A 14383-nucleotide genomic window follows, 5' to 3' on the forward strand; every position below is an offset into this window, starting at 1 on the left:
GACATAACAACGAGACGCGGTTTATACCCGCGCCTCCGATTAGCGTCAAATACTCAATCGCGCGCTACTCGCACCACCAACTTGCCGAAATTTCGCCCCTCCAACATGCCGATGAAAGCCTGGGGCGCATTTTCAAGACCGTCGACCACGTCCTCGCGGAACTTGACCTTGCCATCGCGCACCCAAGGCGCCATGGCGCTGATGAATTCCGGCTGGCGGTCACCGTAGTCATCGAACACGATGAAACCCTGGATGCGCACGCGCTTGGTCAACAGCGTGCGTTGTAGTTGCGGCAGGCGATCCGGGCCAATTGGCGGCTGATGATCATTGTAGGATGCGATCAAGCCGCAAAGCGGGACGCGCGCCTTGGCGTTGAGCAGCGGCACGACCGCATCGAAGACCTTGCCGCCGACGTTTTCGTAATAGATATCGATACCTTGATCGCAAGCCCTGGCAAGCTCTTCGGCGAAATTCGCGCTTTTATGATCAATACAGGCGTCGAAACCCAGTTCATCGACCACGTACTTGCATTTTTCGCCACCGCCGGCCACCCCCACCACCCGCAAGCCCTTGATCTTCGCCACCTGGCCAACCACGGAGCCCACGGCGCCCGACGCCGCCGCCACGACCAGGGTTTCCCCGGCCTTGGGCTGGCCAATGTCCATCAACCCCATGTAGGCCGTCATGCCCGGCATCCCCAACACCCCCAGCGCCATCGAGGGGCTGGGCAAGCCGGAAGGGATCGGAATGACATCGCGGCCATCGCTGATGCAGTGGCTCTGCCAACCCGTGGCCCCCACCACCAGATCACCCTCTTGGAATTTCGGATGCATCGAGCGCTCTACGCGGCTGACGGCACCACCGGTCATCACCTCATCGATCTGCACCGGCGCAGCGTAGGAAGGCGCGTCACTCATGCGCCCGCGCATGTAAGGGTCCAGTGACAGGAAGAGCGTCTTGAGCAGGATTTGTCCTTCGGCCAGATCGGGCAACGTCACGTGTTCAAGTCGAAAGTTTTCAGGGGTTGGCGCACCTTGGGGGCGCGAGGCCAGCACGATGCGCTGATTGGAAATCGATGACATGGAGGCGTCTCCTAGTTCGTTGAGCGTACACGTATAGGGAGCAGACCATTGCCTTGGGGGCGCGTTCGATGTTTATGCCGGGATAGCACGGTGCAGCCTGCTCCGGACGGCGTTCCGACGAAAGCAGTCGAACAGAGACCCCATTGCTCCTGCCAGAAACAAAAATGCCAGGCGCGATGCCTGGCATTGTGCGTAGCCCATCCCGAGCGCGATGGCGAATCAGAACGGCAGTTTCATGCCCGGCGGCAGCTGCATGCCAGCGGTCATGCCGGACATCTTGTCCTGGCTGTTCGCTTCGATCTTGCGCACTGCGTCGTTGACGGCGGCGGCGAACAGGGCTTCGAGCATTTCCTTGTCGTCTTCGCTCAGGCCTTCGACCACGCTCGGGTCGATGCTGACGCGCTTGATATCGTGGCGACCGGTCATGACCACCGTCACCATGTCGCCACCGGATTTGCCGGTGACTTCAGCGTTGGCCAGCTCTTCCTGCATCTTGGCCATTTTTTCCTGCATCTGCTGCGCCTGCTTCATCAGGCCGGCCATGCCACCTTTCATCATGGTAATCACCTCGAAAGTACTTGGATAAACAACGCGCCCGGCCTGCCCGGCCCGGCGCCTTCAGTTATGAGCCCTGGGTGACCGGGGCCTCGACAGGTTCGATAGTATCGTGACGGACCACGGCGCCGAACTGTTGCATCATCTGTTGGATGAACGGATCGTTCTGGATCGATTCCTCGGCTTCGCGCTGACGGTCGGCGCGGCGCCGGGACGCGGCCTGGGCCGGGGTTTCCTGCTCGGGCTTGATCAGCTCGATGGTCAACGTGAGAGTGCGCTGGTGGTACTGGTTCAGCGCATCGTTGAGGCGACGCTGTTGGGTTGCGTTGAACAGCGCGCTGTGGGCCGGATCCAGGTGCAGCAGCCAATGGTCGCCCTCGACCGAGATCAAGGTGCAGTTGGCGGCGATGCTACCGGTCATGCCGCTGATTTGCAGCTTGGGGAACAGCTCCAGCCATTGCAGGGCCAGCCCAGTGGCGGGCATTGCCGCCGGTTCAGGTTCTGGCTCCGGTGCCGGTTCGGCGGCATGTTCGCTGGCCAGGTCGTCCAGGTAGCTGTAGGCCGAATCGATGTCCGGCTCGATGTAGTCCTCGTCCAGCGGCGGCTCATCGTCCAGATCGATGCCCGGCGTCGCGACCTCGACGTCGGCCACCGTCGGCTCCGGCATTGGCGCAGCCACCCACTCGGGTGCATCGGGCACCACGCTGTCGGGTGTCGGCAGGGGCATCGGCGGCAACTCGGGCTGCTCGGCGATGGTTTCCAAAACGGGCTCGACGGCGGGTTGCTGGACAACTTGCGGCTCGACCGGGTCGTTCCAAGGCAGGTCGATGACTTCTTCGGCGACGGGCTCGGGGAGCGCCTCGACGACCGGTTCGGGCTCTGGCTCAGGCGTGACGACAACAGGCGCCGGGGCCGGAATCGGCTGGGCTGCGGGCGCCACCGCCGTAGGAGCAGGAGCCGCTGCCGACGCAACAACGGGCGTGGCAGCCACTGGCTTGGCGGAATCAGCTGTGGCCTGGCTGATCCCCACTGGCTTTAGCGCTTGTCTCGGCGCGTCCGCGGTATCGGCCGGCCGGAACGCAAGCATTCGCAGCAGCACCATCTCGAAGCCGCCGCGCGGATCCGGTGCCAGTGGCAGGTCGCGACGGCCGATCAGGCCCATCTGGTAATAAAACTGTACGTCTTCGGCCGGCAGCGCCTGGGCCAAAGCCAACACGCGGTCCCGGTCGCCATGGCCGTTGTCGACCCCCTCGGGCAAGGCCTGGGCGATGGCGACACGGTGCAGCACGTTGAGAATCTCCGAGAGCACGCCATTCCAGTCCGGCCCCTGCTCGGCCAGGTGACGCACCGCTTCGAGCAATGCCTTTGCGTCCCCTTCGATCAGCGCAGTCAAAACGTCGTAGACCTGGCCGTGATCGAGGGTGCCCAGCATGGCGCGCACCTCGGCGGCCATGACCTTGCCTTCGCCGAAGGCAATGGCCTGGTCGGTCAGGCTCATGGCGTCACGCATCGAACCATCGGCGGCTCGTCCGAGCAGCCACAGCGCATCGTCCTCGAACGGCACGTTCTCCACGCCCAGCACATGGGTCAGGTGCTCGACGACCCGTTCCGGCGTCATGTTCTTCAGGGAGAACTGCAAGCAGCGCGACAAAATCGTTGCGGGAAGTTTCTGCGGATCGGTGGTCGCCAGGATGAATTTGACGTAGGGCGGCGGTTCTTCGAGGGTCTTGAGCAGCGCATTGAAGGAATGGCTGGAGAGCATGTGCACTTCGTCGATCAGGTAGACCTTGAAGCGCCCACGGCTCGGGGCGTACTGCACGTTGTCGAGCAGCTCGCGGGTATCCTCGACTTTGGTGCGGCTGGCGGCGTCGATTTCGATCAGGTCGACGAAACGACCTTCGTCGATTTCCCGGCAGACCGAACATTCGCCGCAAGGCGTCGACGTAATACCGGTTTCACAGTTCACGCACTTGGCGATGATCCGCGCAATGGTGGTCTTGCCCACGCCGCGGGTACCGGTGAACAGATAGGCATGGTGCAGCCGCTGGCTGTCCAAGGCATTGATCAGAGCCTTGAGCACATGGGTCTGGCCGACCATTTCGCGGAACGAGCGCGGACGCCATTTACGTGCAAGAACCTGATAACTCATCGAAAACCGTCGCAACGAAGGAACATAAGCGGCTAATGCTAGCGGAGCAGGGACGAAATTGCATCCGGTGCGCTCGTCTAATCTGGCTAAGCTAGGTTCAGCAGCTCGGTTGTCGACAGTTTTTTGTACAGTCAGGAGAGTTTATGCGTTCGGCCATGGGGGCTTTGCTGTTGTTGGGGACGGGGTGTTTCGCTGATGAGGTTCCCTTGCGTTTTGCCGTCACCGATGGCTGGGCCATGCCCATGGTGCAGATCGACAGAGGCCGCCCGACCCAGGGCATTCTGACGGACGTCATGACCAGCCTGGCGACCCAGGTGGGCATGCCTGCGCAATTCCATGTCCTAGCCCGCGCGCGGCTGGACAGCGCCATGGAGCAGGGCGAAATAGACATGCGCTGTTATGTCTCGCCTGATTGGGTGAAGGATATAGAAGGCGACTATCTCTGGAGCGGCCCGCTGTTCTTCCAACGCGATGTGCTTGTCGGTTCGCCCGGCGCTCCCGCTGCCATCACGCCGTCGGCACTCACACAACAGTCCATCGGCACCGTGCTGAGCTACAGCTACCCCACCCTGCAGCCATTGTTCGACAGTGGCCACCTGCGGCGCGACGACGCCCGCAGCCAGGATCAGGTGCTGGCGAAACTGCTGGCCCGGCGATACCGCTATGCGGTCAGCAACCAATGGGCGCTGGACTGGTTCAACCAGCGTCACAGCGCTGACCGACAGCTGCGCCAAGTCGCTGTCCTGCAGGAACAACAGTTGAGCTGCTATGTGCGCAATGATCCGAAGATTCCCGCACAGCGCATCCTGCGTACCTTGTCGAACATGAAGAGATCCGGGGAAATCGACGCGATCATCCAGCTTTATACTGGCCGCAACGAAGGGTTGCGGGACGGCGATGCGTCTCCATGATCAACGGGCCGGGCCTGGCGCTGTGGTGGCGCCCTGTGGTTTCGTCAGCCGCCGGCACGAGCGTGATATCGCAGAACAGGAAGGTATCTGGCAAACCTTGCGAACGAAGGCCTGGGGGCGTTAAGGAGGCAACCCCACCAGCCACACCCCGGCACACAATGTTCCCGCTGTGGCTGCTTCCTTCCGGATCTGACCAGGTTCACGGGTAATCGTTGCGGGGGGACCGATGGGGTCACCATAACGACGCCCGCCTTGCGGCGAGCCGCGCCATTGTACCTATCTGACAAGAAGTTACAACCGTTCGTGCCGGATTAAAAAAATCCATGAGGTTCAAGTACTTGTATAGGGGAGAAGCTCTTTCGCAATCGCCTCGGTCATTCAGATGGAAACTACAACAGCACCTCATCCGCCCGGCCACCCTCCTCCTGGATCACCAGATGGATGAAATGCAGTTTGGTGATTACTGCCGCCGGTACGACGAACGGGTAGAAATCCGGCTGGCCCATGCTGCGCGAGAGTTCGTTGAGCATTCCGGCCAGTTCGATCCAGGCGTTGACGAATGAAAGGAACGCCTTGCCGCCCGCGTGCTCGGGGTCGAACAGGGTTTCGGGAGGAAATGGCTGGTAGTCGAAATCCATTTCCCGCGCACTCATGCCGAAGCCGAGCGCCGTGTCGACGGCGTCCATCATGTGCAGGTAATGGGCCCAGGTTTCAGCCCAGTCCTCCCACGGGTGCATGGTGGCGTAGGCGCTGACGTAACGGGCCTGCCAATCCAGTGGCGCGCCTTGTTGATAATGCCGCTCCAACGCCTCGGAGTAGCTTGCGCGCTCATCGCCGAACAAGGCGCGAAACGGCTCCAGCCAGTGACTGTCGGCAACCAGCCGGTCCCAGAAATAATGGCCGACCTCGTGGCGAAAATGCCCGAGCAAGGTCCGATACGGCTCGTGCATCTGCTGCCGCACGTGCTCGCGGTGAGCATCGTCGGCTTCCTTGATGTCGAGGGTGATAAGGCCGCTGGCGTGCCCGGTCGTCGGCGGTTTCCCGTCGGGGTCGACGCCGATGAAATCAAAGGCCAGGCCGATGTTTTCGTCGGCGCTCTTGGGGATGACCGGCAAGCCGAGGGTAATCAGTTGCGCCACGAGGCGGCGCTTGGCGGTTTCGACCTTGCGCCAGCGCTCGGGGTTTTCCGGGATCGAGAGGTCAGGAATCGTGCGATTCAGGCTGCAGGCGATGCACAGTGTGTCGTGCCCGTTGGCTGGTAACAGCCAATTGCACGCCGCCGGGGTGTCGAGATTGGCGCAGCGGCGAAACAGTCCGGCCTGCGGGTCGACGTCCAGGAGCCAGGTATCAGGTTGCTCGCCGGGCTGAAGGGACGAAAGGCGACTCTGCTCCGGCTGATACCCCAACGCCGCCAGGCACGCCAGGCATTGGCTGTTGCGAAAGAACAATGACTGGCCGCAGCGGCACGGCCAGACTTTGCTGTTGCGTGACCGATCACCCAGGAACGGCGCGGCGATGCGTGAGCTCAGTTGTTCGAAAAAGCGGTACATGGCGATCTCTCCCAGGAGCCTGCAAGACTAGATCACCTGATGCTCATGATCGTTCCAAAACGCTGTGTCATGACCCCGATAACCGTGGCGAGGGAGCTTGCGCCCCCGCCACGAAAGCCAAGCCTCAGAGCGCGACGCCATGCCCTGTCAAGAACTCGACAAACGCTTGTTCGTCGAGCACCTTGAGCCCCAGTTCATTGGCTTTGGTCAATTTCGATCCAGCGCCCGGCCCGGCCACCACGCAGTGGGTTTTCGCCGACACGGAACCGGCCACCTTCGCCCCCAGGCTTTCCAGCTTGTCCTTGGCGACATCGCGACTCATCAGCTCCAGCGAACCGGTCAGGACCCAGGTGTGCCCCGCTTCAGGCAAGCCCTCGACAACCTTCTTCTCGCTCCGCCAGTGCATGCCGAAATCCCGCAGTTGCTGCTCGGCAGCCAAGGCCTGTTCACGATTGGCGGCGATGGCGAAGAATTCGCGCACGGCGTTTGCCTGCTTTTCCGGCAACGCCTGGCGCATGTCCAGCCAGTCGGCATCCATGACGGCTTCGAGGGAACCGAACTTGTCCGCCAGTTTCTGCGCGCCGCCCGGCCCGACCGAAGGAATGTGCAGCTTGTCGAGGAAGCCTCCCAGGGTAGTACTGGCGGAAAATTCCGCGCTCAGTTCGCCCTGGTCCTGGATCTCCAGGCCATGGCGCAGCAGATCCTTGATGACCTGGCGATTGTGCGGGTCTTCGAAGAAGCTGTGGATCTCGTGGGCAACTTCCAGGCCGACATCCGGCAGGTACGTCAGCACCTGCGGCAGCGCCGCCTGCACGCGCTCCAGTGAACCGAGGGAGCGGGCCAGGACCTTGGCGGTCTCCTCGCCCACGTCGGGAATGCCGAGGGCGTAGATAAAACGCGCCAGACTCGGCTTCTTGCTGTCGACGATCGCTGACAGCAGATTCCTGCTCGACAGCTCGGCGAAGCCTTCCAGGTCGACGATCTGCTCGAACGTCAGCGCATACAGGTCAGCCGGCGACCCCACCAGGCCTTCGTCCACCAATTGTTCAACGCTCTTCTCGCCCAGCCCTTCGATATCCATGGCCCGGCGCGAGACAAAATGAATGATTGCCTGCTTGAGCTGCGCGCCACAGGCCAGGCGACCGACGCAGCGGTACACCGCGCCTTCGCTGACGGTTTCACGGCCCTTGCTGCGCTTGATCAGTTGCGTGCGTTCGACGTGGGAACCGCAAACCGGACATTGCTGCGGCACTGCCACCGGACGGGCATTGACTGGACGACGCTCGGTGACGACTTGCACCACTTGCGGGATGACATCACCGGCTCGGCGAATGATCACCGTGTCGCCGATCATCAGGCCCAGGCGCGCCACCTCGTCCATGTTGTGCAACGTGGCGTTGGCCACCGTCACGCCAGCCACCTTGACCGGCTTGAGCCGCGCCACGGGCGTGACGGCGCCGGTGCGGCCGACCTGGAACTCGACGTCCAGCAGTTCGGTAAGCTCTTCGCTGGCAGGGAATTTGTGAGCGATAGCCCAGCGAGGCTCCCGCGCGCGAAAACCCAGTTCGCGCTGTGACGCGATGCTGTTGACCTTGAACACCACGCCGTCGATTTCGTAGGGCAGCGAACTGCGCCGCTCACCAATGTCACGGTAGTAATCCAGGCATTCGTCGATGCCGTGGGCCAGCTTCAGCTCGCGGCTGATGGGCATGCCCCAAGCCTTGAGTTGTTTGAGATTGCCAATGTGGGTATCGGCGATGTCCGACGTCACCTGGCCGATGCCATAGCAGCAAAACTCAAGGGGACGATTGGCGGTTATCCGGGAGTCCAACTGGCGCAGGCTGCCTGCGGCAGCGTTGCGGGGGTTGGCGAACGTCTTGCCGCCCGCCTCCAGCTGGGTGGCGTTCAAGCGCTCGAAACCGGCCTTGGACATGTACACCTCGCCGCGCACCTCCAGCACCGGTGGCCAGCCGCTGCCTTGCAACTTGAGAGGAATGTTGCGCACGGTGCGCACGTTGACGCTGATGTCTTCGCCCGTGGTGCCGTCACCGCGCGTCGCGCCGCGCACCAGCATGCCGTCTTGATACAACAGGCTGACCGCCAGGCCATCGAGCTTCGGCTCGCAACTGTATTCCACCGCCGCGCCGCCGCCGAGCAAATCGCCCATGGGCAGGTCGAGGCCTTCGGTCACTCGCCGGTCGAACTCGCGCAAAGTGGTTTCGTCGAACACGTTGCCCAGGCTGAGCATCGGGATTTCGTGACGCACCTGGCTGAAGGCCGACAGCGCCACGCTGCCGACTCGCTGGGTCGGGGAATCGCTCGTCACCAGCTCCGGGTGTTGTTCTTCCAAGGCTTTGAGCTCATGGAAAAGACGATCGTACTCAGCGTCCGGAATGGAAGGTTCATCGAGGACGTGATAGCGGTAATTATGCTGGTCCAGCTCGGTGCGCAGCTCTAGGATGCGGGTTTCGACGGCGCTCATGGTGTTCTCTCATAAAGCAAAAGAGCAGCCTGGGCTGCTCAATTTTCTCAAGACGTTGAGGGGTACTTCGCACCCCAGCGGGAGCAAGCTCCCTCGCCACAAGAGGCTCTCCAACCAAGGGGAGCCGATCTCATCGCTCAACGCTTCTGGGTCAGCGCACGGCGTTCGAATTCGACAATGCGCTGGCGGTAGTGCTCGATGGTCTGAGCCGTCAGCACGCTGCGTTGGTCGTCCTTCAATTCGCCGTTGAGCTCCTGGGCCAGCTTGCGCGCAGCGGCCACCATCACGTCGAAAGCCTGCTTGGGATGACGCGGGCCTGGCAGGCCCAGAAAGAAGCTCACCGCCGGCGTGCTGAAATGATCGATGTCGTCCAGGTCGAACACGCCAGGCTTGACGGCGTTGGCCATGGAGAACAACACCTCGCCATTGCCTGCCATGCTTTCGTGGCGATGGAAGATGTCCATCTCGCCAAAACGCAGGCCGCTTTCCAGGATGTTCTGCAACAGCGCAGGGCCCTTGAAGCCGGCCGGGTCGCGGCAGATCACGCTGATCACCAGCACTTCTTCGGCCTGGGCCTGTTCCCTGTCGCCGCTGGATGACTTGCTCTCGTCCGGGAAATCACCGTCACGGCTGTTGAAGCTCGGCCCGCCATCGAGGTCGAGGTTCAGGTTCAAATCACCCTGGGACGGTTCGCTGTTGCGCTTGCCGCGCTTGGAACCCGACTCCCGTGGCTCACGGGCAGGCGCGCTCATGGACGGCAAATCGTGTTCGTCCAGCTGCGGCTCCTTGTGGGTGTCCAGCACCCGGGGCGGGCCCAACAGCTCGGCGCTGTCATCCTCATCGGGGAGGTTCGACAGGCTGCGATCCAGGCGAAACTTGAGTTTGCCCTTGCCGCCGCGCATGCGACGCCAGCCGTCGAAAAGAATACCGGCAATGACAATGATGCCGATGACGATCAGCCACTCGCGCAGACCGATTTCCATTTAATCCCGTGCCTCTATAAAAATGCTGAAAAATAAGGGGCTTAGCTATTTGCAAACCGCTTTAAAACGTGGCGCCAACTCTATGTTCTGAATGGCGTTTTGCCCACGCATACGAAAAATTGACATTAAACTAGCACGACCAAAGATAACTTTACACCGTCTGTCGCATAGGCTTGTGCCCAATCTGTGAATTGAACATCAGCCCCAAGGGTAAAAAACACCTACAGCGTTCAAAACAGAAGCCCTGCGAGCCTTTGTTCAGGCGTCCACCATGGCCATGGCCTCCTCCACATCCACCGCCACCAGCCGCGAACACCCCGGCTCATGCATGGTCACGCCCATCAACTGGTCGGCCATTTCCATGGCGATCTTGTTGTGGGTGATGTAGATGAACTGCACCGTTTCGGACATTTCCTTCACCAGCCGTGCGTAACGGCCGACGTTGGCGTCGTCCAGTGGTGCGTCGACCTCATCGAGCATGCAGAACGGCGCCGGGTTCAGTTTGAAAATGGCAAAGACCAGAGCCAGCGCCGTCAGCGCTTTTTCGCCGCCGGAGAGCAAATGGATGGTGCTGTTCTTCTTGCCGGGAGGACGCGCCATGATTGTCACCCCTGTATCGAGTAGATCTTCGCCCGTCAGTTCCAAGTAGGCGCTACCGCCACCGAAAACTTTTGGGAAAAGCGCCTGCAAACCGCCGTTGATCTGATCAAAGGTATCCTTGAAGCGGTTGCGGGTTTCCTTGTCGATTTTGCGGATGACGTTTTCCAGGGTCTCCAGCGCCTCCGCCAGATCGTCGTTCTGAGCGTCCAGGTAACGCTTGCGCTCTGACTGCTGCTGGTACTCGTCGATGGCCGCCAGGTTGATTGCCCCCAGGCGCTGGATGCGCTGGGCGATGCGTTCAAGTTCTTCCTCGGCGTCCTTTTCGTTCGCCCCGGCCACCAGGGTGGCGAGCACGCCGTCGAGGTCGTAGCCGTCTTCCAGCAATTGGTCCTGCAAGGCTTTGCGCCGCACCGTCAAGGCCTGCCACTCCATGCGCTGCTGCTCCATCTGGCCACGGATCAGCTGCGATTGCTGCTCGGCCTGGCTGCGGCGCTTCTCAGCGTCGCGCAGTTCGCGGTCGGCATCCTCCAGGGCAATCTGTGCAGTCTTGAGTTCTTCGTCGACGCTCATGCGTTTGTCGAGCAACTCTTCGAGCTTGAGGCGCAGTTCTTCCAGTGGCGCCTCGCCCTCTTCCAGGTTGAGGCTCAACTGCTCACGCTTTTCGGTCAGGCGCTCGGACTGCATTTCCAGACGTTCCAGGGCCTGGCGTGTGGAATCGTGCTGGGCCCTGAGCGAGCCCAGGCGTACCGCCAACTGATGGGCATGGTCTTTGTGCTGGCGCGCTTCCTGGCGCACGCGGTCCAGGCGTTCACGCAGGCTGTCGCGCTGGGCCAGCAGCAATTCACGCTGTTCGGTATCCACCGCCATCGCATCAAGGGCTTCTTGCAATTGCAGGCGCGCCTCGCCGATCTGTTCGTGTTCCAACGCCCGCTGCTCGCCCAACTCGGCGATTTCTTCGTCAAGACGGGTACGACGCAGGGCCAATTGTTCGACCTTGGCCTTGCCGGCAGACAGCTGCGCCTTGAGTTCGCCCTGCTGGCGCGCTTCATCTTGCAACAGCCGACGCAGGTGTTCGCGGCCGTTTTCCTGTTGGCGCTGTTGCGCCCGCAGGTTCTGTAGTTCGGTTTCCAGGGCTTCGACGCTGGCCTCGCGCTCTTCGCGCTCGGCGGCCAGGCGCTGGATTTCCTGGCCTCGGGCGAGCATGCCGCTCTCGGCTTCAGAGGCCCGGCGAACCCGCAGGAAATGCCGCCCGACCCAATACCCGTCGCGGCTGATCAGGCTTTCGCCGGCTGCCAATTGCCCACGCAAGGCCAAGGCGTGCTCGAGGCTGTCCACCGGCTTGACCTGCCCCAGCCAAGGCGACAGGTCGACCTGGGCTTCGACCTTGTCCAACAGACTCCCTGGCACCCGCACGCCGTCGCCGGCCGGGCTGAGCAGGCGCAGATCGCCCTGGCTGAAACCGGAAAGATCGAACCCAGCGAAATCATCCACCAGCACTGCTTGCAGATCGGCGCCCAGCACGGTTTCCACCGCCAGTTCCCAGCCGGCATCGACCTTCAAACCTTCGGCCAGGCGCGGGCGCTCGGCCAGGTGCTGGTCGCGCAGCCATTCGGCGGTGCCGGTGCCTGGGTCCAACGCGGCTTGCTGCAAGGCCTCCAGCGAGGCCAGCCGACCGTTGAGTCGCTGCAATTCGCCCTGGGCCTGTTGCTGGTTCTGCAAGGCCAGCTGCAAGGCTTGGCGCAGTTGTTCAAGGCGTTCGACCTGGGCATCTTCGCTGGCCTGCAGGTCTTCGAGGGTGGCTTCGCTGGTCGCCAGTTGCTCGCTCAGCTCCAGAATCGCGGCGTCTTCCGGATCCGCGGCGAGCAAGGCGCGCTCTTCAGACAGGCGACGCTGACGTTCGGCCAGGCGCTCCATGCTGGTTTCCAACTGCTGGATGCGCGACTGCTGGACTTCTGCCTGGCGCCGCGGCTCGGCCGAGGTCAGGTTGAAACTGTCCCACTGCTCTTGCCAACCATGCATGGTCAACTCGGCTTCTTCCAGGGCTGCGGCTGCCTCTTCGGCGGCGGCGCTGGTGAGTTCCTGCTCCGGCGTGAGCCGCTCCAGCTCCTCGCCGAGGGTCAGCAACAAGGTGCGATCGTGGCCCAGGTGGGATTCGGTTTCCAGGCGTGCGCGCTCAGCCTCCTTCAAATCTTCCTGCAACTGGCGCAGGCGCTGCTGGCCGTGCTGGATGCTTTGCTCGACCCTGGCAATGTCGCCTCCCACGGAATAGAAGCGCCCTTGCACCAGGTTGAAGCGCTCGGAAAGTTCATGGTGCCCGTCGCGCAGGCGCTCGATGGCGGCATCGGCGTTGCGCTGCTCGGCGACCAACGCTTCGAAGCTGACTTCCTGGTTGCCGATGATCGCCTCGCGCTGGCCCACCTGTTCGTTCAACGCCTGCCAGCGCAGGGCCGACAGTTGGGCCTTGAGCTGGCGCTCTTCGGCTTTGTATTCCTGGTATTTCTTTGCCGCCTCGGCCTGGCGATGCAGGCGTTCGAGCTGGCGCTCGAGTTCTTCACGCAGGTCAGTCAGACGCGCGAGGTTTTCGTGGGTACGGCGGATGCGGTTCTCGGTCTCGCGACGCCGTTCCTTGTATTTGGAGATGCCGGCGGCTTCTTCGATGAAGTTGCGCAGGTCTTCGGGCTTGGCCTCGATCAGCTTGGAGATCATGCCCTGCTCGATGATCGAATAGCTGCGCGGTCCCAGGCCGGTGCCAAGGAAGATGTCGGTGATGTCCCGGCGACGGCATTTGGCGCCGTTGAGGAAATAGCTGTTCTGGCTGTCACGGGTCACTTTGCGGCGGATGGAGATTTCCGCGTAGGCCGCGTATTCGCCGATGAGGGTGCCATCGGAATTATCGAACACCAGTTCGATGCTGGCCTGGCTCACTGGCTTGCGGCTGGTGGAGCCGTTGAAGATGACGTCGGTCATCGACTCGCCGCGCAGGTTCTTGGCCGAGCTTTCGCCCATCACCCAGCGCACGGCGTCGATGATGTTCGACTTGCCGCAACCATTGGGCCCGACCACCGCCGCCATGTTGCTGGGGAAGTTCACCGTCGTCGGGTCGACGAAGGATTTGAACCCCGCCAGCTTGATGCACTTGAGTCGCACGTCAGGCCGCCGTCAGGGCCGAAACCACCAGATCGCAACTGCGCTGGGCGTAAGCCGTCAGCACAGTGCGGATCTGCGGCAGATCACGGGCCAGCACGGCCGCGAGCAGGCGCTGGAACAGGTCGAGGAATTCGCTCATTTCCGCCTTGCGCTGCTCAAGAGCCAGGAAATAGGCGCGGCTCATGGCCGGTTGCAGGTTTTCAACGGTTTCCTGCAGATAAGGGTTGTTGGCAAAGGGATAGGCTGCTCGCATCACGCTGAAGCTATCGTCGACGAACGTACGGATGTCCTGGCGCTCGTAGGCTTCCTTGAGGCGCTGCTGGATCGCCACGAACGGCGCCATGTCGGCCTGCTCTTTCCAACCATGCGCCACTGCATTGCCCAGCAGGATATAGAGCTCGCTCATCAATGCGCAAAGGCTGCGCACCTTGTGTTCGGTGAGCTCGGTGACGTGGGCGCCACGGCGCGGCAAGATGGCGATCAGGTGACGCCGCTCCAGGATCAGCAAGGCCTCGCGGACCGAACCGCGGCTGACATTGAGCGCCAGCGTAACCTTCTGCTCCTGGATGCGCTCTCCCGGCTTCATTTCGCCGCGAATGATGCGCTCGGCGAGATGATGGGCGATTTGCTCGGCGAGGCTGTCCGGGGCCTTGAACGTCATGGTTGTCCTTCAAACTCTTCGATCTGCACAAGCGGCGCAGTGTAGCGCACTCAATACGTCATGGCGCAGGGCCTCCACCGGGTTTTGGCACGATATAAGCAAAATTTTTGGCGTCTTTCTGGAACAGATCCCTGTGGGAGCGAGCCTGCTCGCGAAGGTGCCGGGGCAGCTATGCATTTATTGACCGATATATCGCTTTCGCGAGCAGGCTCGCTCCCACAGGGTCAATACTCAGGTAGCAAGTTGTTTATCGACCAAACCGC

Annotated in this window: 9 protein-coding genes and 1 other RNA gene; 1 reads left to right on the plus strand and 9 read right to left on the minus strand. The window is 61.9% G+C overall.

All coding sequences use genetic code 11. From position 1 onward, the window contains the following. Window positions 1-53: 53 nt before the first annotated feature. The 3 genes from J3P76_RS16515 to dnaX all read right to left on the minus strand — a co-directional run bounded on the left by J3P76_RS16515 (window position 54) and on the right by dnaX (window position 3786). Complete coding sequence (locus J3P76_RS16515) at window positions 54-1082, minus strand: NADP-dependent oxidoreductase (RefSeq protein ID WP_434610520.1); 1029 nt, start codon at window positions 1080-1082, stop codon at window positions 54-56. Between the two features lie 219 nt (window positions 1083-1301). Beyond that, complete coding sequence (locus tag J3P76_RS16520; protein ID WP_003183512.1) at window positions 1302-1640, minus strand: YbaB/EbfC family nucleoid-associated protein; 339 nt, start codon at window positions 1638-1640, stop codon at window positions 1302-1304. A 64-nt stretch (window positions 1641-1704) separates the two neighbouring features. Further along, window positions 1705-3786, minus strand: a complete 2082-nt coding sequence (gene dnaX, locus J3P76_RS16525; protein WP_434650494.1) for a DNA polymerase III subunit gamma/tau — start codon at window positions 3784-3786, stop codon at window positions 1705-1707. A gap of 143 nt (window positions 3787-3929) precedes the next feature. Here dnaX and J3P76_RS16530 point away from each other — a divergent pair, with 143 nt between their 5' ends. Beyond that, window positions 3930-4697 (plus strand): substrate-binding periplasmic protein, encoded by a 768-nt coding sequence (locus J3P76_RS16530; RefSeq protein WP_434700990.1) that lies wholly within the window; start codon window positions 3930-3932, stop codon window positions 4695-4697. Between the two features lie 132 nt (window positions 4698-4829). Here J3P76_RS16530 and ffs read toward each other — a convergent pair. The 6 genes from ffs to J3P76_RS16560 all read right to left on the minus strand — a co-directional run bounded on the left by ffs (window position 4830) and on the right by J3P76_RS16560 (window position 14120). Continuing rightward, window positions 4830-4926: signal recognition particle sRNA small type (ffs, locus tag J3P76_RS16535), an RNA gene on the minus strand. A gap of 160 nt (window positions 4927-5086) precedes the next feature. After that, window positions 5087-6247: a zinc-binding metallopeptidase family protein gene (locus J3P76_RS16540; protein ID WP_420764724.1), complete on the minus strand. Its 1161-nt coding sequence runs from the start codon at window positions 6245-6247 to the stop codon at window positions 5087-5089. Between the two features lie 124 nt (window positions 6248-6371). Beyond that, window positions 6372-8729 (minus strand): NAD-dependent DNA ligase LigA, encoded by a 2358-nt coding sequence (gene ligA, locus J3P76_RS16545; protein ID WP_434650489.1) that lies wholly within the window; start codon window positions 8727-8729, stop codon window positions 6372-6374. Window positions 8730-8866: 137 nt separating this feature from the next. Continuing rightward, window positions 8867-9712 (minus strand): cell division protein ZipA, encoded by an 846-nt coding sequence (gene zipA, locus J3P76_RS16550; protein WP_434610511.1) that lies wholly within the window; start codon window positions 9710-9712, stop codon window positions 8867-8869. A 258-nt stretch (window positions 9713-9970) separates the two neighbouring features. Then, entirely contained in the window at window positions 9971-13459 is a 3489-nt protein-coding gene (gene smc, locus J3P76_RS16555) for a chromosome segregation protein SMC (RefSeq protein WP_434610508.1), read from the minus strand. 1 nt (window position 13460) lies between these two features. Further along, complete coding sequence (locus J3P76_RS16560) at window positions 13461-14120, minus strand: GntR family transcriptional regulator (RefSeq protein WP_420764728.1); 660 nt, start codon at window positions 14118-14120, stop codon at window positions 13461-13463. Window positions 14121-14383: the final 263 nt, after the last annotated feature.

The sequence above is a fragment of the Pseudomonas sp. D1-36 genome (genome assembly GCF_051132205.1).
In the GTDB taxonomy this organism is placed as follows: domain Bacteria; phylum Pseudomonadota; class Gammaproteobacteria; order Pseudomonadales; family Pseudomonadaceae; genus Aquipseudomonas.

What these genes read in the sequence shown, in the direction of transcription:
- J3P76_RS16515 (WP_434610520.1), bottom strand. Translation starts at nt 1,082, where the DNA reads ATGTCATCGATTTCCAATCAGCGCATCGTGCTGGCCTCGCGCCCCCAA.
- J3P76_RS16520 (WP_003183512.1), bottom strand. Translation starts at nt 1,640, where the DNA reads ATGATGAAAGGTGGCATGGCCGGCCTGATGAAGCAGGCGCAGCAGATG.
- dnaX (WP_434650494.1), bottom strand. Translation starts at nt 3,786, where the DNA reads ATGAGTTATCAGGTTCTTGCACGTAAATGGCGTCCGCGCTCGTTCCGC.
- J3P76_RS16530 (WP_434700990.1), top strand. Translation starts at nt 3,930, where the DNA reads ATGCGTTCGGCCATGGGGGCTTTGCTGTTGTTGGGGACGGGGTGTTTC.
- J3P76_RS16540 (WP_420764724.1), bottom strand. Translation starts at nt 6,247, where the DNA reads ATGTACCGCTTTTTCGAACAACTGAGCTCACGCATCGCCGCGCCGTTC.
- ligA (WP_434650489.1), bottom strand. Translation starts at nt 8,729, where the DNA reads ATGAGCGCCGTCGAAACCCGCATCCTAGAGCTGCGCACCGAGCTGGAC.
- zipA (WP_434610511.1), bottom strand. Translation starts at nt 9,712, where the DNA reads ATGGAAATCGGTCTGCGCGAGTGGCTGATCGTCATCGGCATCATTGTC.
- J3P76_RS16560 (WP_420764728.1), bottom strand. Translation starts at nt 14,120, where the DNA reads ATGACGTTCAAGGCCCCGGACAGCCTCGCCGAGCAAATCGCCCATCAT.